The organism is Helicobacter bilis (assembly GCF_001999985.1).
Classification (GTDB): domain Bacteria; phylum Campylobacterota; class Campylobacteria; order Campylobacterales; family Helicobacteraceae; genus Helicobacter_A; species Helicobacter_A rappini.
In genome coordinates this window covers 2,429,959-2,455,230 of record NZ_CP019645.1, presented here as the reverse complement: position 1 = coordinate 2,455,230, position 25,272 = coordinate 2,429,959, and the positions used below count along the sequence as shown (strand labels likewise).

The 25,272-nt window shown below is 35.5% G+C and carries 18 protein-coding genes; 11 read left to right on the top strand and 7 right to left on the bottom strand.

Annotated features, from left to right (window positions below):
• Positions 1 to 347: 347 nt before the first annotated feature.
• Together XJ32_RS10875 and XJ32_RS10870 are read left to right on the top strand one after the other, a co-directional pair.
• Entirely contained in the window at positions 348 to 6,302 is a 5,955-nt protein-coding gene (locus XJ32_RS10875; RefSeq protein ID WP_077389735.1) for a S6 family peptidase, read from the top strand.
• Between the two features lie 191 nt (positions 6,303 to 6,493).
• Positions 6,494 to 7,015, top strand: a complete 522-nt coding sequence (locus XJ32_RS10870; RefSeq protein ID WP_254422377.1) for a purine nucleoside phosphorylase YfiH/LACC1 family protein — start codon at positions 6,494 to 6,496, stop codon at positions 7,013 to 7,015.
• Between the two features lie 135 nt (positions 7,016 to 7,150).
• Here XJ32_RS10870 and XJ32_RS10865 read toward each other — a convergent pair whose 3' ends face one another.
• From XJ32_RS10865 to XJ32_RS10855, 4 genes are all read right to left on the bottom strand, one after another.
• On the bottom strand, positions 7,151 to 7,891 hold the full coding sequence (locus tag XJ32_RS10865; RefSeq protein WP_155761520.1) for a class I SAM-dependent methyltransferase: 741 nt from the start codon (positions 7,889 to 7,891) through the stop codon (positions 7,151 to 7,153).
• A complete protein-coding gene (locus XJ32_RS13275) occupies positions 7,849 to 7,983 on the bottom strand; it encodes a hypothetical protein (RefSeq protein ID WP_267892852.1) in 135 nt (44 codons plus the stop codon). The genes XJ32_RS10865 and XJ32_RS13275 overlap by 43 nt, the downstream gene beginning before the upstream one ends.
• A complete protein-coding gene (locus tag XJ32_RS10860; protein WP_077389731.1) occupies positions 7,976 to 9,673 on the bottom strand; it encodes an HAD hydrolase-like protein in 1,698 nt (565 codons plus the stop codon). The genes XJ32_RS13275 and XJ32_RS10860 overlap by 8 nt, the downstream gene beginning before the upstream one ends.
• A gap of 109 nt (positions 9,674 to 9,782) precedes the next feature.
• On the bottom strand, positions 9,783 to 10,013 hold the full coding sequence (locus tag XJ32_RS10855; RefSeq protein WP_034580112.1) for a hypothetical protein: 231 nt from the start codon (positions 10,011 to 10,013) through the stop codon (positions 9,783 to 9,785).
• Positions 10,014 to 10,347: 334 nt separating this feature from the next.
• On the opposite strand from XJ32_RS10855, the gene XJ32_RS10850 reads away from it, so the two are divergent.
• A complete protein-coding gene (locus XJ32_RS10850; protein WP_077389729.1) occupies positions 10,348 to 11,559 on the top strand; it encodes an ABC transporter permease in 1,212 nt (403 codons plus the stop codon).
• Positions 11,560 to 11,626: 67 nt separating this feature from the next.
• A complete protein-coding gene (locus XJ32_RS10845) occupies positions 11,627 to 12,334 on the top strand; it encodes an NlpC/P60 family protein (protein ID WP_004084579.1) in 708 nt (235 codons plus the stop codon).
• Positions 12,335 to 12,602: 268 nt separating this feature from the next.
• Here the strand turns inward: XJ32_RS10845 and XJ32_RS10840 are convergent, their stop codons facing one another.
• Together XJ32_RS10840 and ppsA are read right to left on the bottom strand one after the other, a co-directional pair.
• Positions 12,603 to 13,235, bottom strand: coding sequence for a UPF0323 family lipoprotein (locus tag XJ32_RS10840; RefSeq protein WP_077389727.1), 633 nt, complete (start codon positions 13,233 to 13,235; stop codon positions 12,603 to 12,605).
• 11 nt (positions 13,236 to 13,246) lie between these two features.
• A complete protein-coding gene (gene ppsA, locus XJ32_RS10835; protein ID WP_004084268.1) occupies positions 13,247 to 15,664 on the bottom strand; it encodes a pyruvate, water dikinase in 2,418 nt (805 codons plus the stop codon).
• Between the two features lie 186 nt (positions 15,665 to 15,850).
• Here ppsA and purL point away from each other — a divergent pair, with 186 nt between their 5' ends.
• The 4 genes from purL to XJ32_RS13270 all read left to right on the top strand — a co-directional run bounded on the left by purL (position 15,851) and on the right by XJ32_RS13270 (position 21,225).
• The gene (purL, locus tag XJ32_RS10830) at positions 15,851 to 18,247 is read left to right on the top strand and encodes a phosphoribosylformylglycinamidine synthase subunit PurL (protein ID WP_077389725.1); all 2,397 of its coding nucleotides are present in this window, start codon (positions 15,851 to 15,853) and stop codon (positions 18,245 to 18,247) included.
• 159 nt (positions 18,248 to 18,406) lie between these two features.
• Positions 18,407 to 19,075, top strand: a complete 669-nt coding sequence (locus XJ32_RS10825) for an amino acid ABC transporter permease (RefSeq protein WP_077389723.1) — start codon at positions 18,407 to 18,409, stop codon at positions 19,073 to 19,075.
• A 144-nt stretch (positions 19,076 to 19,219) separates the two neighbouring features.
• A complete protein-coding gene (locus XJ32_RS12500; protein ID WP_217332052.1) occupies positions 19,220 to 19,702 on the top strand; it encodes a hypothetical protein in 483 nt (160 codons plus the stop codon).
• On the top strand, positions 19,633 to 21,225 hold the full coding sequence (locus XJ32_RS13270; RefSeq protein ID WP_302475936.1) for a methyl-accepting chemotaxis protein: 1,593 nt from the start codon (positions 19,633 to 19,635) through the stop codon (positions 21,223 to 21,225). The genes XJ32_RS12500 and XJ32_RS13270 overlap by 70 nt, the downstream gene beginning before the upstream one ends.
• Positions 21,226 to 21,414: 189 nt before the next feature.
• On the opposite strand, the gene XJ32_RS10815 is transcribed toward XJ32_RS13270, so the two are convergent.
• Positions 21,415 to 22,230, bottom strand: a complete 816-nt coding sequence (locus XJ32_RS10815) for a putative sugar O-methyltransferase (RefSeq protein ID WP_233708427.1) — start codon at positions 22,228 to 22,230, stop codon at positions 21,415 to 21,417.
• Positions 22,231 to 22,473: 243 nt separating this feature from the next.
• Here XJ32_RS10815 and XJ32_RS10810 point away from each other — a divergent pair, with 243 nt between their 5' ends.
• The 3 genes from XJ32_RS10810 (at position 22,474) to XJ32_RS10800 (ending at position 25,260) form a co-directional block, all read left to right on the top strand.
• Complete coding sequence (locus XJ32_RS10810) at positions 22,474 to 23,385, top strand: pyrroline-5-carboxylate reductase dimerization domain-containing protein (protein WP_077389721.1); 912 nt, start codon at positions 22,474 to 22,476, stop codon at positions 23,383 to 23,385.
• Between the two features lie 529 nt (positions 23,386 to 23,914).
• The gene (locus XJ32_RS10805; protein ID WP_077389719.1) at positions 23,915 to 24,355 is read left to right on the top strand and encodes a globin domain-containing protein; all 441 of its coding nucleotides are present in this window, start codon (positions 23,915 to 23,917) and stop codon (positions 24,353 to 24,355) included.
• 224 nt (positions 24,356 to 24,579) lie between these two features.
• Positions 24,580 to 25,260, top strand: coding sequence for a hypothetical protein (locus XJ32_RS10800; protein WP_077389717.1), 681 nt, complete (start codon positions 24,580 to 24,582; stop codon positions 25,258 to 25,260).
• Positions 25,261 to 25,272: the final 12 nt, after the last annotated feature.

The window sequence follows — 25,272 nt, the reverse complement described above, 5'->3', positions numbered from 1 at the left end:
TATTAAACTTAAACATAAAAAGTTTTATACTACGCAAAGTATGTTAATCTTTTACTTTGAAATCTAGAAACTTAGATCTTCGCTACCTTTTTAAAGCAACTAGCAAAAGAGTCTGTTTTGTCATTTTAAGCATAGCGAAAAATTTTTGCTTAACTAAATTTCAAAACTTTTCGTCCTAAAATCTCAAAATAAAATAATAATCATTAACACAAAGTTTCATCGCAAAATAGGGCAAGATTCTGCAGAAAATCGTTTTTTTTTTTTTGTTAAACAAACATGGCACAAAACATGCTATCATCGCATAATTTTCATATTTATTTAACCAAAACTATATCAAAAGGACATATATGTTGCAGAAGAAAAAGTGGATCGCAGTAGCCCTTGCTGGTTATTTAGGCGTGATGACTAGTCTAAAAGCACAAGACATTCGTAACGAGCATTTTTTCTATCGTGATTTTTTGGATTTTGGACAAAATAAAGGCGTATTCGGTGCAGGGGCACAAAATGTGATATTGCATTCAAGTAAAACACCGGGTGTGTCCGTTGATTTCCAATCACCTATAATCGATCAATCCGCACGCAGTAATAATGGAAACTCTACTGCACTAGGGCGGAATTTTGCCATTACCGCTACGCATGTGAAACAAATAACTGATCCAAATACACTAAATGGAGAGGGACAACTCAAATGGGGAAATAGCTACTATGGTAGACCTAAGGAATATAGCAATAATGGACTTGATGTAAAATTCTTGCGTTTTAATAAGTATATTGTAGAGGGTGAAACTGAGTTGTTTGATGCTAAACTGCCAGAAACAAATGGAGGCAATAAGCTATCACCTGAAGAAGAAAAAAAGAATCTAGAAGCCTTAAAAAAAGCATTAGAAGATTATCAAAATAGCGATGGCACATATTATATTTTTCAAGCAGGACAAGGGCGTTTAAGCCTTAGAGATGGTGCTCACCAAGATGGAGAAGGCTTTGATAAAGCTGGTATTTTCGGTGGCACAGGACTTCGTGGAGGGAGCTTTGGAGCGATAAAATTTGATGAGATTATTTACGCACAATCAAAGGTAACGGGTGCTTGGGGGCTTAAAGCAGCACAACGCACGGATTTAACATGGTATAACGGCATAACCCCCGGTGATAGTGGCTCAGCATTTTATATCTACAATCAAAAAGAGAAAAAGTGGCAAGTTTTTGGCGTTACTTCATCGGCGGACTTATTGGGTGCTGGATATGCCGGTGTGGCAATAGCGACTAAAGCAGATTTTGAGAAGTTTAAAAAGGAACATGAACAGGCTTTGGATTTAGGGGGGAATTCATGGACTTATGAAAGCAATGGCTTTCAAAATGGACGATGGACGGGCAAACAAAACGATAAAGACATAGTCTTTAGTGGTGGTGGGAATCTTACAGCAAAGGAAAATATACGACTGGCAGATAGCGGAAATATCGGTGGCTTTGTATTTAAAGCAAAAGAGGGGCAAAGCGAAACCATATATAAAGTTACAAGCGGCAGTGCTAACGGCAATAGTCAAGCCAATGGCGGTATATTTGGCTTTGATGGTGCAGGGCTTGATATTGATGAAAAGGTAAAGGTAGAGTGGGAGCTAGGCTTTGTAAATGGTAAAACAGGGGTAAATGACTCTTTACATAAAGTCGGTAAAGGCACACTAGTCATTAAAACTAAATATACACAAACCCCAAGCGAGAATAAATACGGCTATTTACGCGTAGGCGACGGAAAAGTCATCTTTGATACTGATTCTCAAGCCTTTAATGGCGTATATCTCACAAGTGGGCGTGGGACTTTAGAGCTAGTAAAGGGCAAAGCACAAGCCTTTGGTGCGGAATATAAACCACCGAAACTGGATACAGATTTTCAAAACCATTTTGAATTAAAACAAGACACAACAGAAAATCTTGGAATCTACTTTGGCAATGGCGGTGGGAACTTAGACTTAAAGGGTAACACGCTAACACTAAATACTATCTCTAGTAACGACGCCTTTGCAAATATTATAAATACTGAAACGGGAGATACTAATAAAAGCAATATAGTCATAGAGGGTTACGGCTACGGCACAGATAAAAATAAAACACAAGAAAAAGCGGATACCATTATCCATGCAAGTTTTGGACAAAGCACAGATTCCAAAAAAGATAATTCAAGCAGTAACAATAATATAAACCTTATCTATAAAGGCGATGATAAACCATTAACAGATGAGAACAAAGCTGCACTAATCTTTGATGGGAATGTGAATGTCAAGGGGTTACAAGTAGATGATGGTAAAGTCGTGCTGCAAGGACACCCTACAACTCATGCATATATTAGAGAAGATATAATGGTGAGTCTCGGCAGCTCAAGCGTAAAACATAATCTTTTGGAACTTGTAAAAAAAGCAGAAGGCAGTCTGTTGCCTAGCTGGATGGACTTAAGTCGCCCTAGCACACTAGAGCAGCCCGACTGGGATCATAGAGTGTTTAAAATCGGCAAAGTCGATCTTAAAAACTCAAACCTTGATATAGGTAGAGAAGCAACACTTGAAGCAGACATTAAAGCAGACAATCAATCTACTATAAACTTTGGCGGAAATATAAAACACTATATTGATAAAAAGGACGGCGAAAACACCACCGGCAATGGCTTTGAGTATCAGCAACAAGTAGAGAAAAAAGAACTTTCAATAGAAAGTCAAAAAATTGCAAATCAAACAATCCACTTTAAAGGCAGTATTGAAGCGGACGGCACAAAGATAAACTCAAGCATTTATGACTTTAACGCTAAGCTTGATTTGAAAAATAAGGCAAGTTTAAAGGCAGACTTTTTAACACTTGATAGAGAAGCACATAAAACTGACGCAATCTTAAAAATTGATAAGGACAGCACCGCTGAAGTTAAGAATCTTATCTTTAAAGGTTTAAAAGGGAATGGCAATGACAACAATATTATTACTGGAAACAATGGCGGAACAAACGGCAATGGCAAACTAAGCGTTACAGAATCTCTAGGCTTTGAGAAATCTACTTTTAACTTAGATAATCTCTCTTCTTTGGGTAGCTTTGATAAAAAAACAAATTATGATCTTTTTGTAAAAGATAAATCAAATATTACCGGCACAAGCACAGATATTACCGGCAATGTCGGCGTAATGAATGAATCTAGCCTAACCCTAAAATCTATCACGCTAAAAGATATACAAAACGGCACAAAAGATATACAAGATTCCAATATTAAAAACTCTATCTTAGTAGAGGGTAAAAACTCAAAGCTTGAAGTAAGCGACAAAATCACTTCGCAAAACCAAGATAACACGCTAATCATTGTCGATGGATTCAAAGAGACAACAGGCGGTGGGACACGCGATATAGTGCAAGGCACAAGGCAAGAAGTTATACGCGAAGCGACTTTAAAAACCACGCAAGGCATTGAACTCACCGGCACAACTCAACGCGGACTAGATACGCAATGTAATGGTAAAAGCGGGGTAGATTGCTTTGCTGATGAATCTATGAATGGTAAGATTAGCAATATCGTGCTAACAACTGGGGGAAAAATAGATTCTAACCTAAAAGCGACAAATTTACAGCTGAATGTCAATGTAGATAAAGATTCTAGCTTTTTGGGGAATGGTAAGAAGTTAGAATCTAATAATTCAAGCGTGGCGTTAAACTTTGAGTTAGGCGGTAAAGAACAAGAGTTTAATATTGACGCTAAAGGAAAAAGCCATATCACGCTAACAGCCCACGCTAAAGAATCTCTCACAAAAGATTCTGAAGCTTTTGGCAAAGCTTTGCAAGATTCACAATATAAAGGTGCTATCACAGCAAGTGATGGCTCTAAAATAGATTCTAATCTTAGCAATATTACTGCAAGTGTGGATTTGAAAGGTGGAGCTAGTCTCAATATCGCAGAGGGTGGAATCTTAACACTGAAAGATAACTTTAATAGCATTAAATTAGATGGAGAAAATACAGCATTAAATGCTAATACAATCATTGCGGATAATTTAAGCAGCATAACATTTGATATAAAAGATACAGCGAAATTTAATGTTACAAATTTTGTATTTAAAAATGGGAGTGTAGAAGCTCAAAAATTCTACGGCGAAAATGTATGGCTACAAGATTCTGCAAATGTAACGCTTAAAGGCACAGATGGAATCAAGCATAATCTCTATATAGCTGATAACTCAACTTTTAAGACAGATTCTAATAATGCTTTGAAAATTGATAAAGGTGGTGATACTAAGATTCAAACCGAGATAGGCTCAAAGCTAGAGATTAAAAAGCTTGAAGCAACTAGTGGAAGTAATGTATATATTGCCCTTGATTTAGAAAAAGTAAATGAGAATCCTTTGACAAAGCAAGTTACACAAAGCACACAAAAAAACTTTGATATTGACGCAAAAGGTGGTAGCAATGTCTATGTCAATAGCTGGGATATGAATCGCGAGGGCTTTGGAAATAATGGTAATAATACAACAAGCCTTACAACTGACGCAGATTCTAGAATCCACTTTGGAATCTTAAAGCACGATATGGCAAAACAAAATCATATCACTTCGCCTATACAAGCAAATCTTTCTATCTCGCAAAGCTTGACTTTAGAGCATGTGGGCAAACCTACTCAAAACAATAAGCCTATATCAAATATGGCAAGTAATAGTGCGAACTCAAGAGATATTACAAGCGAAAATGCTACAAACCCTACAAATCAAGCATATTCAGAATCTGACCCTGCAAAACTTGCCGCACAAGCAGGCACAAATGATGATAGATTCCATGCGTTGAAATTGCAAGGTAATACTATGGGGCAAGACGGAGTGGTGCAAAATGATGGTAAAAATCTCACGCTAGATAATGGCACACGCATTGATGTAAAGCTAGATGAAAGCATAAAAGCACCAAATGGTAGCGGTAATGGCAATGGAGACTTTCAGCTCAATAAATACTACACACTTATTTCTGCTGGAAGCATTACGGATAATCGCACGGATAAGAGAATCTATTTTGAATTTGCGGAGAATAACACGCCGTTATATTGGGTTACTATCGTAGAAGATGGACAAGTAAAAGTGAAATTTACCAAAGAAGATCCTAGTAGCTACAATGAGTTAAAAAACTATATCAATGATGATAAATTGCTAGAGATTGTCATACAGCATAATCCTAAAAATGATTTCGTGCAAATGGCAGGTATGGCAAATCAACACCAAGAGTTAAATAGCTATCTTGCAGGTGTAAATCAAAATATGAATAACATGGCTACAAACAATGGCTCTGCGATGAGTAATAAAGTCCTATACGCAAATAATGAAGCGATAAATACAAGGGTTATGCAGGTAAAAGTCATGCAGCCTACCTTTTCAAAATATAAGCTAGTGATGAATACCGCACAAAACACACAGGCAAACGCAGAGGTAGCAAGTGATACAGAGCCTAGTGCCTTTGATGAAATACGCATGATTATAGAATCTATCGAAGAACAGAGAAAAAAGAATAATGCGTGGGTAAATGTCGGTGGCGGCTACTTTGGACAAAGTGGTGGGAATCTCGTGTTTTATGGCACAAACTTAGGCTATGATAGACTCTTTAGCTTTGGTAGTAATGACTACTTAATCGGTGCTATGGCTGGTATCGGTGGGTCAAACTATAGCCTTAGTGGTATCAAAGATACTTCGTTGTTTTATAATGTCGGATTCTATGTCAATACTGATATACAAGAAGTGCATGAAGTCCAAAGCAATATGAACTTTAGCTATATGGATAGCAATAAAACTATAGAATCTCAAAATAACATGCCAAGTGATAGCATGAGAGCTGGGACATTTGGCTGGTTGTGGAGCTCGTATTATAAGTATAAGTTTGACTTTGGGACACTTGGAGAGTTTAAGCAGGTGTTAAAGCCAGTGGGGCTTATTAATATCGGCTTTAATGGTATCGGTGCGTTTAGTGGCACGACTTATAAGCAAAAAGCATATAATGATTTTAATCTTGCGATTGGGGCTGGTGTGGAATATAGCATTGTAAAAGAGAATGCGATATATAGCGCACAAGTCATCGCAAAGCAAGGGGTGTATAGCTCTGGTGATCAAATCTTTGTAAGCCTTAGCAACGCACAAAACTTTATGGGCTATGATTTGCGTAATAATACGCTTGGCTTTCAGCTGAATTTCACTGGGTATAATAAGTTTGACTATGATTTATCCCTGCAGTATGGAATCTCTAGCCTATTTGATATACAAGGTAACTTTGGTGTTAAAGGTGATGTGAGATTGCAGTATAAGTTTTAGGGGGCTTATAGCTTCTATGTTTGAGGCTTGGGTTTTAGATTTTTTTGTGTTTCGGTGTTGATTAAAATCTAAAAAGATAATATAGGGGGGTTTATGTTAAAGGGGATTTTGGATATTAAAAAATATTTATAGGTTTTTTAGAATCTAGTCGGCATAGCCTTAATGAAACTACAAAGAAGCATGAAAGCACTTTGCTACCAAATCAATGCGATGAAATTCTTGTAGGTGATGGCGATGGAATTATTTGTGATAATCCAAACCTTGTGCTTATGAGTATGGTGGCAGATTGTAATCCGATTTTAGTCTATGCAAAATCACAGAATGTATTTGCAGTCTTGCATGCAGGTAGGCTTGGTGTGTGCTCTAAGATTCTCACACATGCACTTATGCTTTTTATGCGTGATTATGGGGTAAAGACACAGGATATTTGTATATTTATTGGTGCATCAATCCGCAAATGTTGCTATAAGATTGATAAAAATCTAGCATTGAAATTAATACAAGAGTTTGGGGAAAAATATGTGATATGTGAGAATAATTCCTATAAATTTGATATGATAGGACTTTTATGCGATGAGATAGAATCTTTTGATATTTCCTTATCGCAAGTAGAGATTTATCCAAACTGCTCTTGCTGTGATGAATCTTATTTTTCATATCGTAAAGAAAATGTAACAGGGCGTTTTGGACTTTTTGCAAATCTTTGTGATTAGGGTGTTAAATGTGATTTTGTGTATTTGCATATAAAGATCATTTTATTTCATGAAATATTTGACATATAAAGCTCATGTATTGATGCAGAGCTTTTAGTTGCACTAATATAATTTCTTGCTCTTGCTTTACTTTTATCACCCTTTTCTTTTATAGAACTTTTTCCATTTTCTTTTTATATAATGTTTTAGTTTTGATGTATTGTCCTTAGTATTATTATCTTCATATAGGTTTTTTATTATTGGGGCGTGTTCTTTCCAGCTTTGATACGATTCTTTATTTTTAAAAACAATCGCAGTGAGATTTGGTGTTAATATGAGATTTTCTAGCCCAAACTCATGTCTATATAATCTTGCCCATGGTGATTTCAGGGCTTGTGTTTCAAGACTTTCATTATGTGTAGGTTGTATGCAAAAGTCATGAAATCCAGCGTTATGTAAGAGAAAGCCTAGTGAATGTTCTGTATAGCTTATTGTATGTGTAAAATCATTGTAGCGAAAATATGTAGCAGTAGGTGCGAGTGCATTTGGCACTTGTATGACAAGCATACCATTGTCATGAAGCTGCTTAAAAATAAGTTGTAATAACTCAAGTTGCTTTTCTTTATTAATATGTTCTAACACATCAAATGCATAAACTGCATGATATGATGATGTATTGTTGGTTAAAAAAGTGGTAGCATCGCTTAAGAAAACATTTAATCCTTCCCTTTTTGCGATTTCATATTGACTTTTATCAATATCAATGCCAGTGAGATTTTTATAACCCCGCTCTTTTAAATGCAGCAAAAATCTCCCCATGCCACAACCAATCTCAAGTATATTTGAATCTAATCCTATGGGGGGGGGGGGTAGATACCTTGCGTTTGAAAAAGCCAACTTGCATAATCTATATCATTTTGTCTTGATTCTGCTGTATCTGAGTGCCAATGGCTGTAATACCAAGAATAATCAAATATGTTATTATTCATGTGAAGTTCTCCCAATGCTAAATTTTATAGTGCTGTATCCAATGAGTTGTATAGAAGTATTGAAACAGGGTGGAAAACGGGGTAAAATATGAAGCTCAATATTCTTTATCCCACGCATTTTTACATCAATAAGATCAAATGCGGTAAGCATGATGGATTGTTTCTTTGTTATCCAATCTGTTTGCAACAATCGCTTTTTTGTCTTTTTATATGATATGAGAAAATCTTTAAGCTCTATTTTTTGTGTAAAAAGCGGCGTGTAGTTGTCATGCGTGTTATCACAACAATGATAGATAGAATCCATATTTTCAATATCTTCATTCGTTGGATTTTCATAGAAATAATCAAGATACGCCGTTACAAGTTGTGCAGAAAAATATACATTTGTATTGCCGAATATATTGCGAATATCTTGTGCAAACAAAACTGCATGTTCAGAAATGTGGGGATATACACTCTGTCTTTTTAACTCATGTTTGTTTGGTTTGTCATCATAGATTGGTTGATAGTTAGAATCTATGCCTTTTATGGGTAGCTCTGGGCTTGTTAAAAGAAACTCTACAAAATCCCACCTTTGTGGATGATAGCTTGATAGATATTGTTGCGCGCTAAAGAATGAATGCGGTGGTAGTTTATTTCGTATATGTTCATATCCCCAATATAGCCAGTAGTTTGCGTATATATTCGGCGTATTTTCTTTGTTGCCACATAAAAATTTGAGGGTTTGTTGCAATAGATTCTGTGCTGAAAACTCGATTGTTGCTGTATCAACCATACCGATGGTAATCTTTGTGTTTAAGTTTTTAGAATCTATACTCATAGTCTCTAATATCTTTTGTAAATAGTTTGCATAAAGCCCAAACTCTTCTTGTGCCGCATTTTCAAAGATTTGCTGATTGTTTTTTAGAATCTCCAACGCACTACTATGGATATTTTGCTGCTTGAGATTTTGAATATCCTTATATTTATTTGCGAGAAAATTGAGAATAGCCAAGGCTTTATTTTCATCATTTTTATGTTGCAAAGTATAGATTAGGTTAAAAAATCGTGGGGCATATACATATTTTGTTTGTATATCTGTTTGCATTATATCAAATATTTTTTGTAGCGTATAGCCATCTCTAGCGACAAAAAGGATGTGTTTTATATCATGTTGCTTTGCTTTCATTGCAACAAACTGCATATAGGCATACCCTATTACCCCTGCATATTCATATCCTATATTTTCCCAATAATTTTCTTGTATGAGATTAAGGCATTTTTTCTGCCAATGCAACGCCTTTAGTCCTAATAAAATCGAAGCACCTAAATCTTTTGGAAAATGTGTATATAAGAGACTAGATCGCTTATCCTCATGTAAATATCTCTCCATTATCTTTTGATAGAAGAGGGTTTGGAAACCATGTTTTTGTGCTTGAATTATGTCTGAATGATAATTGTCGCCTATGTGTAGAATCTTGGATGGCTGCATGGATAAATCGCGTTTAATATAATCATAAAGTAAGCCACTTGTTTTTGTATATCCAATATCGCTTGACACATAAAGGTGTTTATAATCTATGAAACCATTTTTATGTAATAGCTTTGCAATAAATTGTTTTGGTAGATACATGTCGCTTGTTATAATAATTTGCATACCTAAAGATTTAACATACTGCCAAACCTCCAGCATTTCAGGATTTGGTTGCAATGTTTGTAATTCTAGTTCTAACTCTTTATCTTTTAAATCGTAAAATTTAGATTCTATGTTTTCATAAATTGAATCAAAAGTAATTTCGTTGCGTCCAGTCTGCTCTACATCATGACAATGGGGGGGGGGGGGTAATAGCTAATGTATCGCGTGCATACGCCTCTGCACATATTCTAGCCACAGTAAAGTTTGGTCTATTATAAAGATATTCTAAATGGAGAAATAAATCTGTGGGTCGTATATATGGACGCAAAAGCAATGTATCAAAAATATCAAACGATATAATCTCTACATTTTCACACATAGCTTTAACTTGTTGAAGTAAAAAATGATAAGCCACTTAAAATCCTTAAATTTTTTGGCATTCTACTTTATGTTTGTAAATATACATATGCACGAGGGATTAAAATTGACATTATTTTTGTATCACAATGAATTTTTCTTATATTTTAATCTGGGTATGGATTTCGTGTTGAATTTCAAAGCAAGATAATTTCCTTAAGTAAAAAGTTCGTGTAATTATTGTTGTAGTTTTTACATTTGAAGGGTGCTTATATTAAAAATAAACACAATGCAGTGATAAGCCATGTTTGCTAATGTTTATGTGCTGAAAAATTTCCATAAATATCCTATAATTAAACTTGAAATATAGGATTAAAAAATATGAGGTATGTATGATTTGGAATGCGATATTGCTTGCTTTTCAGCAGATTTCACGAAATTATTTAAGGGCATTTTTGACAATGCTAGGGATTATTATTGGCGTTGGTTCTGTGATTGTTATGATTTCTTTAGGGAATGGCACGACAAAAAAGGTGCAAATGCAAATCGCAAGTATGGGTAGCAACCTGCTTGTTATACACCCAGCTTTTAGGCTGAATACAGGCGGTGGCTCTCTTAGTAAGAAATTTACGCATAAAGAAGTTGAGATTCTAGAATCTAGACTAGCTTCATCGATAAAAAGTATCGCGCCCATTGCAAGCACGAGTGCTATCGCACAATATAAAGGCTTAAACACTAGGACTACAATTAGCGGTGTAACAAATAGCTATTTTGAAGTAGCGGATTGGCAAATAGGGCTTGGTCGCCTTTTTAATACTGAAGATTCTAGCTCCAATGTGTGTATTTTGGGGCAGAGTGCGCGTCTTGCTTTATTTAAAGATTCTAATCCGCTTGGGGAAAAAGTGCGTATTGGTAAAAGCATTTGCGAAGTAGTTGGTGTATTTAAGGCAAAAGGGCAAGGGGGTTTTGGCAATGATCAAGATGATTTTATCGCACTCCCCTTTAAGACTTATTTGCGTGATATATCGGGTGCCACAAGTAATTATAGTATCGATAGAATCATGGTTTCGATGAAAGATAATACAGATTCTAGCAGTCTTAGCAATGAGATTAGGCATATATTAAGAGAGCATAGAAATATTAAACAGGGGCAGATTGATACCTTTGATATTATGGATACAAAGCAGTTTGAAGAGAATATGACGGCTACTATGCGTATTTTATCTATATTTTTGAGTTCTGCTGCGGGCATTAGCTTAATTGTGGGGGGAATTGGGATTATGAATATTATGCTTGTGTCAGTAACGGAGCGGACAAAAGAGATTGGCACTCGCCTTGCTATTGGGGCATTAGAGAGAGATGTGTTGTTGCAATTTCTTATAGAATCTGTTGTAGTCAGCGCGCTCGGCGGTAGTATTGGGATCATTTTAGCCTTTTTTATCTCATGGGGTGTGGCAATAAAGATGGATATACCTTTTGTGTTTGATATGTGGGTGGCATTTGGTGCATTTTTATTTTCAGCTATTATTGGTGTGATTTTTGGATATTTACCAGCAAAAAGGGCATCAAAGCTTGATCCTATTGACGCCTTGCGTTATGAGTAGTATTTTATTTAGGGCTTTAGGCTATAATCTCTTATTTTTTCAAAGAAGGACATGAAAAAGGAAGGACATGAAAAAAATATCTTTTATCAGTGTAATAATGGCTTTTATGTGTGCTTTGCTACTTGCAAAAGAGCAAGTAAAACATGTGGCATATAGCATACAAGTTGGAAGTTTTAGTGAGTTAAAAAATGCTGGGAATCTTGCTGATTATCTTAATAAACAAGGGCTTGATGCGTTCTTTTTTAAAGAAAAAGGAATGTATAAAGTCCGCTTTGGCAACTATAAAGATTCTGAAACTGCAAGAAAAATCGCAAATACATACAAAAAAAAGTCTATTATTGATGACTTTTTTATCATTAGTCCCCAAAGCTATGCGATAAATCAGCATAAGCCAAAGACACATGATAAGGTGAGAAAAAATATCGCAAAAGATGCACATCAATATATAGGCGTGCCGTATAAATGGGGAGGGACGACTTCTAGCGGTTTTGATTGTAGTGGATTGGTTAGGGCAGTATATAGGCTAAATGGGCTGACGCTACCTAGAACTTCAATTGAGCAATATGGTAGCGGTAAGTTTGTAGCAAAAAATAATCTAAAGGTGGGAGATTTAGTATTTTTCACAAACAATGGGAAACAAGTCAATCATGTGGGAATTTACATTGGCAACAATCAATTTATCCACGCCCCCGGAAAAGGTAAAAAGGTAACAATAGCAAATCTCAACACGAATTATTGGGTAAAAGCATATCGCGGGGGTAGGACTTATTTGTAGGATATGATTTCTGGATTTGTATGATTTATGCAGAATTGTAGAAAATATTTAGTTCCTAAAATAAATCAAATATCTTTATTCATAAAGCTATTAAAGAGATTCTGCCCCGCTTTTTTGATTATCAAATCAAGGCCATACATTTATTTCACATATGAAACCACAACCTTAAAATCTAACAATTATTTTACAAAACAAACATTACCTATCTTCCCAATTAATACTCTAAAACATGGAAAAATATGAATGCTTAGAATTCAAAGTGTAGAATCTAAGAAGTTGCGGTTGGTTTATTAGTATTTGCGTTGCCGCCAAAGAAGCCGCCTTTTGCATTTTGTGGTGTTGCTTTTGTGGCTGTTGTATTGCTACTTGGGCTAGTAGTTCGCGGGGTGCTAGTTTGTGGTCTTTGATAGGCTGAAGGTGAGCTATATCCTCTTTGTGCGTTTGCTTTATAATTTGCATTATTAAAAAGTTTATTACCAATATAGCTTCCAATCAACGCACCAGCCGCACTCGCAAGGATAGCCCCGCCAATGCCAAGCCCACCGCCATCACCGCTTGTGAGCGTGCTTGTGCCATTATCAATCTTTTTTGCTTCTTCAGCGACAAGGGCATCAACTTCTTCTTTGCTTAAAATTCTCTTATTGCCTTGCATATCTTTTACAATAATTGTCGTATCGCCATCACTACTTGGTTGTTCATCAATAATCTTGTAGCTACCATCAGCTTCTTCTTGCAGGGTAACAGTAACGCCCTGCTTTTTGCTTACTTGCTGTGCTGTGTCGGCATTATTTGAACCACTATCACAACCAAGCAGTCCTGCGACTAGCACTGCACTCATACCACCCAAAATCGCTGCATCAGAGATTTTTCGTAAATAACTTTTTGGTTTTTGCTTTTCCATATATTGTCCCTTTATTTTTGCATTGTTTTTTCAAGTTTTTCTATGCGTTCCCAAGTTTTCACAACAGAATCTGGATTGAGTGAAATGGAGCTAATGCCTTGCTGCACTAAAAATTCGGCAACTTCTGGATAATCGCTTGGTGCTTGACCACAGATTCCACAATATTTGCCATGCTTTTTACATGCTTGTATTGCTTGTTTAAACATTTCTAGCATAGCAGGATTTCTCTCATCAAATATATGACTGACTAAATCGCCATCTCTATCCACGCCTAGTGTAAGCTGCGTTAAGTCATTCGACCCGATAGAATAGCCATCAAACATGCTTAAGAAGTCATCAGCTAAAATGATATTTACTGGTAATTCACACATAACATAGATTTCTAATCCGTTTTTGCCAGATTCTAAGCCATTTCTTCGCATAATCTCAAGCACTTTTTTGCCCTCTTCTGGTGTGCGTAAGAATGGGATCATAATCCGCATATTTGTAAGCCCCATATCATCACGCACCATTGCTAAGGCTTGACACTCCCATTCAAATGCGGTGCGATATTGTTCAGAGTAATATCTACTTGCACCACGATAGCCAAGCATTGGATTTTCTTCTTGTGGTTCGTAATGCTCCCCTGAAATCATACCGCGATATTCATTGCTTTTAAAGTCGCTTGTGCGGACAATCACTGGATTAGGATAAAAGGCTGCTGCGATCATACCCATGCCCTCAGCGATCTTTTTAATGAAAAAATCTTTAGGATTATCATAGCCATGTATGAGTTTTGATACCTCATCATGATTATGTATAGGTTTATCATTCTGTAAATCTAGCAGGGCTAAAGGGTGTGCTACAATCTGGTGTAAGATAATATGCTCCATACGCGCTAAGCCAACACCATGATTTGGAATCTGTGCAAAGCCAAATGCTTTAGCGGGATCGCCAACATTCATATAAATCTTTGTTTTTGTTTTGCCAAGATGATCAAGCGATATAGTCTCTATTTCATAGGGGTGTATCCCTGCATATACAAGTCCTTCTTCACCCTCACTACATGATGCTGTTACTTCCATACCTGTATAGAGCCTTTCTGTTGCACCATGTGCACCAACGATTGTTGGCACACCAATTTCACGCGCAACAATAGCTGCATGGCAAGTCCTACCACCACGATTTGTAATAACTGCTGCTGCTTTTTTCATTACTGGTTCCCAATCTGGATCGGTATTATCAGTTACTAGAATCTCGCCTTCTTTAAAGGTATTCATGTGCTCTATGTTGTTAATGATTCTTACTTTACCATTGCCAATTTTTGTGCCAATCGCCATACCTTTTAAAACGACTTCACGCTCTTCATCTGGATTTTTAAAGTGGAATTTCTCAATCTTAGCACCACTTTTTGTCTTTTGACTCTGCACTGTTTCTGGTCGTGCTTGCACGATGAAAATCTCGCCACTTTGTCCATCTTTTGCCCATTCCATATCCATAGGGCGATACTCACCTGCTTCTTTTGTGTAATGTTCTTCAATACTTATAGCATATTTTGCAAGTGTTAAAACATCTTCATCAGTGATTGAGAATGTTTCCATTTCCTGATGTGTTGTTTTTACATTCATTGTAGGCTTTTCGCTACCTGCTGGGGCATATACCATTTTTACATCTTTTGTGCCGAGTTTGCGTTTCAGTATAGGTCGCTTCCCTTCTTTTAATGTTGGTTTGAATACATAAAATTCATCTGGATTCACGGTCCCACCAACGACATTCTCCCCAAGCCCCCATGATGAAGTGATGAATACTGCATCTTTAAAGCCCGTCTCTGTATCAATACTAAACATAACACCTGCTGCACCTTTATCGGAACGCACCATTTTTTGCACACCAACACTTAAAGCAACTTTAAAATGATCAAAATTCTTACTCGCACGATAGCTTGTAGCTCTATGTGTAAAAAGTGAAGCAAAGCAGGATTTAATATAATGCACTAAATCTGTTTTCCCTTTAACGCTTAGATATGTATCTTGCTGCCCTGCAAAACTTGCATCAGGTAAGTCTTCAGCAGTAGCCGAACTGCGGACTGCAACATCTGCTTCTGCCATATTGTATTCTTGGCTTAACATATCATAAGCTTGAAAAATCTCATCTTTTAAATCTTGGGGTAATGGGGTGCTAAAAATAAGTTCTCGAATCTTACTGCAACGATTACGCAATACATCCATTTCTGTATAATCTATATCTTTTAAAAGATCCTTTATCTTATCCTCAATGCCACCACTTTTAAGCAAATACCAATACGCATCACTTGTGATTGCAAAGCCATCTGGGACTTTAATGCCAACGGGGACAAGCTCTTGAAACATCTCACCAATGCTTGCATTCTTACCACCTACAAGGGGAACATCTCTATTATTCAACTCTTTAAAGAATTTAATATACTTCATTGCTATGGACTCCATTTAATGTAAAAAGGTTATGCTTATTATTGTAGTCAAAAAAAAGTCAAAAAATGATTAAAAATTTTTTAAAAACCAAAAAAATATAATTTTGCATATCTATTTCCTTGCAAACTTTAGTTAAAATCCTTGTTTTATTTTGAGTAAATATTTGCACTTTCAAAAAGGGATAATATGGGCGAATGGAGTATTAAAAAGGAACAATTAGATTCTATCCTAAAAAAGCATAAACTAGATTCTAGTGATTATGAAAAAATTGTAGAAATTTTAGAGAGAGAGCCAAATCTCATTGAGCTTGGAATCTTTTCTGCAATGTGGAGTGAGCATTGCAGCTATAAATCAAGTAAGATTTATCTAAAAGGCTTTCCAACAGAGGCTAGCTGGGTGTTACAAGGTCCCGGAGAGAATGCAGGTGTTATTGATATAGGCGATAATCTAGCTGCTATCTTTAAGATAGAATCGCATAATCACCCAAGCTTTATTGAGCCAAATGCTGGAGCTGCAACTGGAGTGGGTGGAATCTTGCGTGATATTTTTACAATGGGGGCAAATCCTATAATAAATCTTAATAGCATTCGCTTTGGAGATATTTTAGATTCTAATATGAGAAAAAAGCATATCCATTTATTGCATGGTGTTGTAGAGGGTATCGGGCATTATGGTAACTGCATGGGGATACCAACTATTGGCGGTGAGACTAGCTTTGAATCTTGCTATAACGGCAACATTCTTGTCAATGCGTTTAGCTTAGGCATTGCAAAGCAAGATGAGATTTTCTATGGCAAAGCAAGTGGCGAGGGCAATCCTATTATGTATGTTGGGAGTAAGACAGGTAGAGATGGCTTAGGTGGGGCTGTGATGAGTAGTGATAGCTTTGATTCTGCTAGTAAGGCATTGCGACCAACGGTGCAAATTGGCGATCCATTTGTAGAAAAATCGCTTTTAGAAGCATGTCTTGAAGTCTTCCAAAAAGATTTAATCGTAGGCATTCAAGATATGGGTGCAGCAGGGCTTACAAGCTCAAGCTTTGAAATGGCAAGTAGAAGTGGTAGCGGTATGATAATGTGGCTTGATAAGATTCCTATGCGAGAGGGTGGCATGACCCCTTATGAGTTAATGCTATCAGAATCACAAGAGAGAATGCTTTTGTGTGCGAAAAAGGGGACAGAAAAGCAAATAAAAGATATTTTTGCAAAGTATGAATTAAGTGCAGAGATTGTCGGCGAAGTGCGTAATACAGGCAAAATGGAGCTTTTATGGCATGGAGAGTTATGTGCTACATTGCCTATTGCTCCCATTGTAGAAAATGCCCCTATGCTTAATCGAGCTATACAAAAGCCAAAATATCTAGAATCTTGTAAAAACCTAGATTTAAATATTACAAACCAAGCCTTACAAAAGCAGTTAAATACAGATAATATAAACACAATGCAATGCAGTAGCACTAATTTAAACACACTAACTAAAAGTATGCTAAAAAGCCTTGATATATGTGATAAATCATGGATTTATAATCAATATGATGATAGTATCAAAGCTAGCACGATTAAAGGGGCTGGTATGCTTGGCTCTAGTCTTGTAGCCTTGCATAACTACGATTCAAAAAAAGCTATTTCAGTAAGTGTAAAATGTAATGTAAGATACTGCTATCTAGACCCAAAAATAGGGGCTAAAATCGCAGTGGCACAAGCTGGAAGAGATGTCGCGCTAAGTGGGGCAAAGCCTTTAGCAATTACAGATTGTCTAAACTTTGGTAGCCCTGAAAATCCAGAGGTTATGTGGCAGTTTAGAGAATCTTGTGAGGGCATTAAAGAGGCTTGTAAAGCGTTACAAACACCTGTTGTAAGCGGTAATGTTTCACTTTATAATCAAACAAATGATGAAGCCATATATCCTACACCAAGCATTGTAAGCGTTGGGCTTTTAGAAGATTCTAATAAGGCTATTGGTAGCCATTTTGTAAGCAAAGATTCTTATATTTGTATGCTAGGTGTTATGGATAATTCATTGCAGCTTAGCGGCAGTATATTACAAAAAGTAATCGGTGCAAAAAATAGCGGTATATTGCATGATATAAACTTAGAATCTGAACTCAAACTTTGGGAGATTCTAAATCAAAGCATAGCAAACAAGTATATTTTGAGTGCTAAAGATATAGCACAAGGCGGACTTGCTATCACTCTATGCAAAATGGCAATTTTAGGGAAAACTAGCATTGAAGTCTTAACAGATAAGATACAAGAAGTTTTAGCGAAAGACTTTATAAATAATGAGAATCTTTTGCAAGATTCTAAAGACTATATGAAGTTAATCTCACAAAATAAACTCATGCTATTTAGTGAAAATCATACACAAGTTATCTGTGAAATAAAAGATATAGAATCTGTAAAAAATCTCTTCGACACAGCTAAACAAAAAGGGCTTTCATTGTGTGTAATTGGCAAGGTAGCAAATAAACACATAAACACAAAAGATATAACAAATAAAGATTCTATAAAAATACATGATATAAATCTATCCTTACAGGAAGCACACGATTTATATTATAAAAGCTTTGAAACATATCTATGATTCTTATATCTTTAGCTTATTTTGTTGTAAATTAGGGGTTTTAATCTCTAGTTATAGAAATGCAAACTAAAGATTCAATCAATTAAAAGTTACTTAACACTTTTACTATACACTACTTTACTTTAAAACAAATAATTACACTTTTGGAATCTACATATTATGAATCTTAATAATTTTTTAGATATAGACTTTATTATTAGCATATTGCCATTATTTTGGAAAGCATTATTGCTTACACTAGAAATCTCATGTTATGGAATCTTTGGGGCAATATTGCTTGGCTTTATCGCTTCACTTGTGCTTTACTATCAAATCCGTCCATTTGTGTGGATAACGCGTATATACATAGAGGTATCACGCAATACCCCGCTTATCATACACTTATTTTTTCTCTACTTTGGCTTGTCGTATTGGATTGAGATTCCAAACTTTTGGTGTGCGGTTATTGGTGTGATATTTCTAGGTGGTAGCTACATGGCAGAATCTTTTCGCTTAGGCTTAGAATCTGTGCGACATTCACAGATAGAATCTGCCTTGTCTCTGGGATTTAGTAAAATGCAGATTTTGCGTTATGTGATTTTCCCCCAAAGCATACCTTTAAGCATACCCTCAATTTGTGCGAATGTGCTATTTTTGATTAAAGAGACTTCTATCGTGGGAGTTATTGCCCTGCAGGATTTAATGTCTATCGCAAAAGAAGTGATTAGTAACTACGGGCAGACAAATGAAGCTCTTTTTCTGCTTATTGTTGCATATTTAATTGTGTTGTTGCCTTTAAGTTTTATATTCTCAAAGTTAGAGCATCATTACAGACGCAATATTCTATAATGCTGTATATCTTTATATAGCGTTTGAAATATTATTGTAATAAGCAAATAAAAATTACGAAAAATGTTATTAAATTGTGTTTTTAAGAAACATTATTATTTATTTTTTCTGCTACAATGCTACAAATTTTTACAAGGGAGCAGTATGCAGAGTATAAAGTCAAAAGTGTCGCTTATCGTTATGTTGTTAATGCTTATTGGGCTAGGTGTGCAGCAAACAATCAATATGATTTCAAGCAAGAATAATCTTTTGGAAAAAACCATAGAATCAGAGATAGATTATGTGCAAATGGCAAGTCTTGCTACTGATATGTTTAGTCAAGATAGAATAGACTCGCTAGAGCTTATGGCAAAGCACATTCTCTCACTCCCTGAAGAAAAGTTAGAATCCACAGAAGCACTGGTAAAAAATGTGGGACCACTTTTATTTGGATTTAAACTCGGTGGGGCTCATCTAGCCGCATATATAGGCGTGGCAGATGGCAGTATGATTGTAAGTGATATAGATCTGATGCAGCAAAAGTGCTTTTTAGAACCTATGGAAAAGGCACGGGTAAAGTGGAAAGCTATGATTCTAGGACAAGAGGTTGGTATAAGAGTGCACTGCAAAGTAATTCAGCGATTATGACGCCTGTGTATGAAGACTTTGTAAGCAAACTACCTACTTTTACTTTCTCTATCCCCTTAGTGAAAAATGGCAGAGTGTTAGGGGTGCTATCCATTGACACGCCGCTATCAAACTTACAAAGTCAGTTTGATAAAATGCCTGCTAGAATCTTTGGGCTTGATTCAGAACAAGCTGTATTTGTATCAACTGATAAGACCATGAGCCTATTAAACACAACAGAGGGACTTAAAAAATATTATCAATATGCTGTTGAAGCAGGGGATATGCAGCCATTTACCTATATTTCCTCAAGTGGAGTTGAGCGGCTTGGAGTATGTCGTCATGTCGATAAAAATAGTGTGCATTATTCCATTTGTGCGGGTGAAAATATGGATAAGGTTGTGGCTAATTCACGCAAGGGCTTAGAGATGAGAATCCTTGCATTAGTGATTATAGGGCTTATCATGATAGTAGTTATTTATGTTGTAATCCAGAAATTCTTAACACCTATTAGCACAATATCTGAAGGGTTACAAAATTTCTTTGCATATATTAATCATAAGAGCGATAACGCACCATTAATAAAAGTCAAATCAAAAGATGAGTTAGGCAAAATGGCACAAGAAATCAATGAAAATATTTTACTCATACATAAAGAGTTAGAAGAAGATAAGCGATTCATTGATGAAGCACTGCAGGTAGCAAATGAAGCTAAACATGGTAACTTTGCAAATCAAATCAGGGCAAACACTTCTTCACCGCAGTTTAATGAGCTAAAAAATATCTTTAATGATTTATTAAATATCCTTGATTTACATCTTACAAAGGTGTCCAATACGCTAAGCACTTATGCAAATAACGATTATACAATGCGTGCAAATGTTGATGGCTTAGAAGGAAAAATACTAGAAATGGCAACAAATATCAACCACTTAGGGACAAGCATAAGCACAATGCTTGGAGATTCTAGTGAGATTGCAAAACAGCTTGGCAGCAATGCAGACCAGCTATTTAGCATGGTGCAAAGTCTTATTTCAACCTCACAATCTCAAGTTACTTCCTTGCAAGAGAATACAAAATCTGTTGAGAACATCAACTCATCTATGCAGCACATTGAAGATTCTATGGGAGAGCTAACACGCGAGGCTGATGAGATAAAATCTGTAATTAATATCATTAAAGACATAGCCGATCAGACAAACCTACTTGCATTAAATGCTGCTATTGAAGCAGCAAGGGCAGGAGAGCATGGCAGGGGCTTTGCAGTCGTAGCCGATGAGGTGAGAAATCTAGCTGAACGCACAAATAAATCTTTAGGCGAGATAGAGCAAAATGCAAATGCACTCATACAATCAGTAAGCGATATGTCTCAATCCATTAAAGACCAAACACAAGGTATAGCACATATTAGAGATATTACAAATCAATTAGAATCTATTACGCAGGAAAATGCAGCTATTGCAAATCAAACCGATGCAATCGCACAAAACATGCAAAGCATAGTCCAAGATATTGTAGAAGATTCTAAAAAGCATAAGTTTTGATAATATAAAGTTTTTACAAAAAATCATAAAGAGAAATATGAGAGAGGCTAGCAAAATCTAATTTTGATATAAAGTCAAATGTAAAAATGCCCTTATGTGAGTTTTTTCATATTGAATCCATGCGGTTTAGAATCCCAATTTGTCTTTTGGGACTACTTACAGCATAAAAATTTTTTGCTATGGGATTTTTTACCAAGTTAGAATCTTGTTTAATGGATGGCTATTTGGAGTTTCATCTGTTATATGTATTTGCTTACCAAATAGGCTTTCATATTGCTCTAGCGGATAGTTAAAATCCTTTGGTGCAATATTATTAAATGTGATATATCCATGTTTCGCATTTTTGATAATTTTTTCAATATAGATATCTTGTATATTGCTTCTTAGCTCACTAAAAGCATAATTGCTTATAAAGAGATCGTAATCCCTTTTTTCTAAATCCTCCATACGCTTAAAATGTAGCTTGTTTTCCAATCCGCTAAAATGTGATAGGTATTTTTTACTAAGAGACAGAACAGAATCCAAATCCACAAATGTGTAACTTTTGACATCAAACATTGACATAATAATCCTTGCTTGTCCACCATAGCCTATGCCAATCTCACAAATATCCTTATTGCTTAAATCACCAAAAGATTCTATTAAATCCCCTAAGACTTTAATATAACGCAGAGTTGATGGAGACATATAGCCTATTTCCTTATAATAGCGAATGCTTGCCCCACCATACCAATCGTTTTGTCTAAATCCCTCAAAGTCTTTAGGTTCAAAACGCCTTGTTTTCAGGATATAATCAAGATATTTTTGTCCCATAATGTCATCAACATGTTCTAGTATTTGCATATATACTGGATTTGTCCTAAATGTTGCAAATACAGAATCATTAGTCGCTGCTCTTGCACAAAATGATGGATATTCATTGCTGATTGTATCTGCTAGACTTGTATTGTAATTATCTGCTTGACTAGCTTTTTTGGGTCTTAGCATTTTTTTAATAAGCTTCATATATGCCCTTTCCATAAAAGATTCTAAGTGCGATTTATACATATTTCGCAGTGTCGCAATCCTACAAAAAAAAAAAAACAAGTCAAGGCATTTTTTATCACTGCTATTTATTGAGATTCTATATCTTTGCATGAAGGCTTGACTTACACATAGAATCTAGTAAGGGCTTAAACATAATGTATCTTAAAGAAGCACACAAAAATATGTTATGATTTTATGTATTTTACGAGATAAAGGATAAAAATGGAGTTAGTCGTTGTAGGTTATGGCAATATGGCAAAGGCGATTTTAGGTGGGTTAATACGGCAGTCTAAAGAGATTCTAGGCATTACAAAAATCGTTATTACAGGTAGAGCACCACATAAAATAGAATCATGGCTTAAAGAGAGTATGCAGGCTTGTCGCAGTGAGTTTTTGCACGATGTTACCTATGAGGCTACCTGCAATATTGAGTGCGATGATAAGATGGTGTTACTCGCTTGTAAGCCGCATAATCTAGATTCCTTTATATTTCATGGGCGTGCTCATATTGTGTATAGCGTGCTAGCAGGTATTAATGCTAATATCTTACACAATTATATTCAGTCATACCACTACGCCCTTATTATGCCAAATGTCGGAGCGCATTATAATCTAAGTTCAAGTGCAGTATTATGGCAGCAAAATGGCGCAAAAAATCAAAGTATTAAAGAAGTAGGCAAAGTGCTAAATCTTATGATGGATAGTCATAACATGCAAGAAGCACATGAGAAAAATAACGCACACATTCAAACCCAAATCACGCAATTTGTATCAAGTTTTGGCAATTGTGAGTTTGTTGCAAATGAAGAAGAGTTATTTGCAAGTATCGCAACAAATGGCAGCAGTCCAGCCCTTTTAGCCCTTGTAGCACAAGGACTTATAAATGCAGGTGTCAAGCAAGGCTTAAAGCTAGAAACAAGTCAAAAACTCGTGCAAAAAACCTTTGAGGGCATGGCAGCATTACTCAAAGAAAAAAGCCCGCAGGAGATAAAAGATCTCGTTACAAGTCCGGGTGGGACAACAGCGGAAGCACTTCTTCATTGTGATGAAAATAGCGTGCAAGGCGTTATTACACGCGCATGTGTCAAAGCGGTAGAAAAGGCAAAGCATATAGCCTGCAAACAAGCTGACTAGAAAAGACAAATCTCAAAAATTACTATTTTAAGATTCTGTAAGCATATTTGCAGTCATTATGCCAAGTTGTTGCAAAGCGAAAAACTTTAATCCATGCTCGAAAACACAAGATCTTTTCTTGTCAATATGGATGAGTTTTATTTTATTACATTGGGTAATAGCGATTATCTCTAATTCTGCTAACCCTTTTTTACACTATAACTTAAAATATAGATCTTTTTATGTGCTTTTGAGATCACGATTACATTTAATATGCATTTGAATACAACAATTTCATAGTTAAGTATTCAGTACAGAATATTGCATAGATATACTTTCTTTAAACCTTACAGGGTCTTGCAAACTAAGTCGAACAATACTTAACAATACACAATGCAAATACATTAATGCTTTTTTGAGTAGAGGGGGATTTTTGTGAGTTGCTAGATTAAGATTGATTGCAATAAAGTAGCAAGTATTAACATATATCAATTTTTATTTTGAAACTATTGTTTATTATTACATCACATTTTATTATAAAGGATTTTTGATGTTAGATAAACAAACAATAGAGATTGTAAAAAGCACAATACCGGTTTTAAGAACACATGGTGAAACAATCACAAAGGAATTTTATAGAATCTTATTTGATGAATATCCACAAGTTAAAACTATGTTTGATATGACAAAGCAACAAAATGGTAAGCAGCCAAAGGCACTCGCCATGGCAATACTACATGCTGCAATGAATATTGAGAATCTAGATACAATTCATTCGCAAATAGAATCCATTGGCAAAACACATGTTAGATTAAATGTAAAGAAAGAGCATTACCCAATCGTTGGAGCATGTTTGATAAAAGCGATTGAAAATGTGTTGCAAGAAAATGCAACTAAAGAGATATTGCAGGCATGGGAGAAGGCATATCAAGAAATTGCAAATTATTATATACAAGTAGAAGAGAAAATGTATAATTCGCAAATAATCTAATTACATTTTAGATAATTTATTGCATTATTATGTTTAAAGGATCCATACTTACTCGCGAGGTAATTGTAACTTTATAGAGCATGAGATACGGAAAGTGGGTTGCAAATTTTATATTACTTTTATACTTTACATGTAAGATATTGTTTATCGTGTGTCATGCTGGGAATATTAACACAAATGTGATATAATCTGAGGCCATTTTGAGTGCAAAAAAGGGATTAATAATGAAAGTTAAAAAGCAATTTCTAATCGCAATGTCTATATGCATTATCTTATCAATACTCTATGTTGTGCTATATTCAGCACAAGGTAATACGACCGCATATCTGACAAAGATAAACATAAACAAGCATGAGACAATAGATCTTTATAATAGAGAGCATAAAGACACAAAGAAATTTGATGATTACCCTGCAAATGAAGATATTTTTCTTGATACCCAGATTGATAAATATGTATATAGTTTTGTTTTATCACCAAATAGTAAGATTTTTAGGAAAAATTTTATTTATAATATATATCCAGATTTCTATAACTTGCATGAAGATATAGAATATGCTTACATGAATACTCATGGCGATAAATATGGAAATCTAGTTAGCATACAAAAGATTGCAGAAGATAGTATAGGACCAGTTGCAATTATGCGTTCTATGAATGATGAAGTGTTGTCTTGGCTTCTTATAAGTTTTGTGGTTGTGGTTTTTTGTTTGTGTGGTTTGCCCATTTGCGTAAGTAAAACACAAGACTATATAAACAAGATTTATGTAAATAAGAATATATATAATCAGTATACAAAGATACAGGCATTTACCCCCCCCCCCCCGTATATCCATATCTATTTATTCTTTATGTTATATTGTTATCGCTTTTTCTTGTCGTTCAATACGGTATGGTGTCGCTAGATGGGGATAATT

Excerpts from the sequence above, each read along its gene's own strand:
- XJ32_RS10875 (WP_077389735.1), top strand. The coding sequence starts at position 348 with ATGTTGCAGAAGAAAAAGTGGATCGCAGTAGCCCTTGCTGGTTATTTA.
- XJ32_RS13275 (WP_267892852.1), bottom strand. The coding sequence starts at position 7,983 with ATGAATAATAACATATTTGATTATTCTTGGTATTACAGCCATTGGCAC.
- XJ32_RS10850 (WP_077389729.1), top strand. The coding sequence starts at position 10,348 with ATGATTTGGAATGCGATATTGCTTGCTTTTCAGCAGATTTCACGAAAT.
- XJ32_RS10845 (WP_004084579.1), top strand. The coding sequence starts at position 11,627 with ATGAAAAAAATATCTTTTATCAGTGTAATAATGGCTTTTATGTGTGCT.
- XJ32_RS10840 (WP_077389727.1), bottom strand. The coding sequence starts at position 13,235 with ATGGAAAAGCAAAAACCAAAAAGTTATTTACGAAAAATCTCTGATGCA.
- ppsA (WP_004084268.1), bottom strand. The coding sequence starts at position 15,664 with ATGAAGTATATTAAATTCTTTAAAGAGTTGAATAATAGAGATGTTCCC.
- purL (WP_077389725.1), top strand. The coding sequence starts at position 15,851 with ATGGGCGAATGGAGTATTAAAAAGGAACAATTAGATTCTATCCTAAAA.
- XJ32_RS10825 (WP_077389723.1), top strand. The coding sequence starts at position 18,407 with ATGAATCTTAATAATTTTTTAGATATAGACTTTATTATTAGCATATTG.
- XJ32_RS12500 (WP_217332052.1), top strand. The coding sequence starts at position 19,220 with ATGCAGAGTATAAAGTCAAAAGTGTCGCTTATCGTTATGTTGTTAATG.
- XJ32_RS10815 (WP_233708427.1), bottom strand. The coding sequence starts at position 22,230 with ATGAAGCTTATTAAAAAAATGCTAAGACCCAAAAAAGCTAGTCAAGCA.
- XJ32_RS10810 (WP_077389721.1), top strand. The coding sequence starts at position 22,474 with ATGGAGTTAGTCGTTGTAGGTTATGGCAATATGGCAAAGGCGATTTTA.
- XJ32_RS10805 (WP_077389719.1), top strand. The coding sequence starts at position 23,915 with ATGTTAGATAAACAAACAATAGAGATTGTAAAAAGCACAATACCGGTT.
- XJ32_RS10800 (WP_077389717.1), top strand. The coding sequence starts at position 24,580 with ATGAAAGTTAAAAAGCAATTTCTAATCGCAATGTCTATATGCATTATC.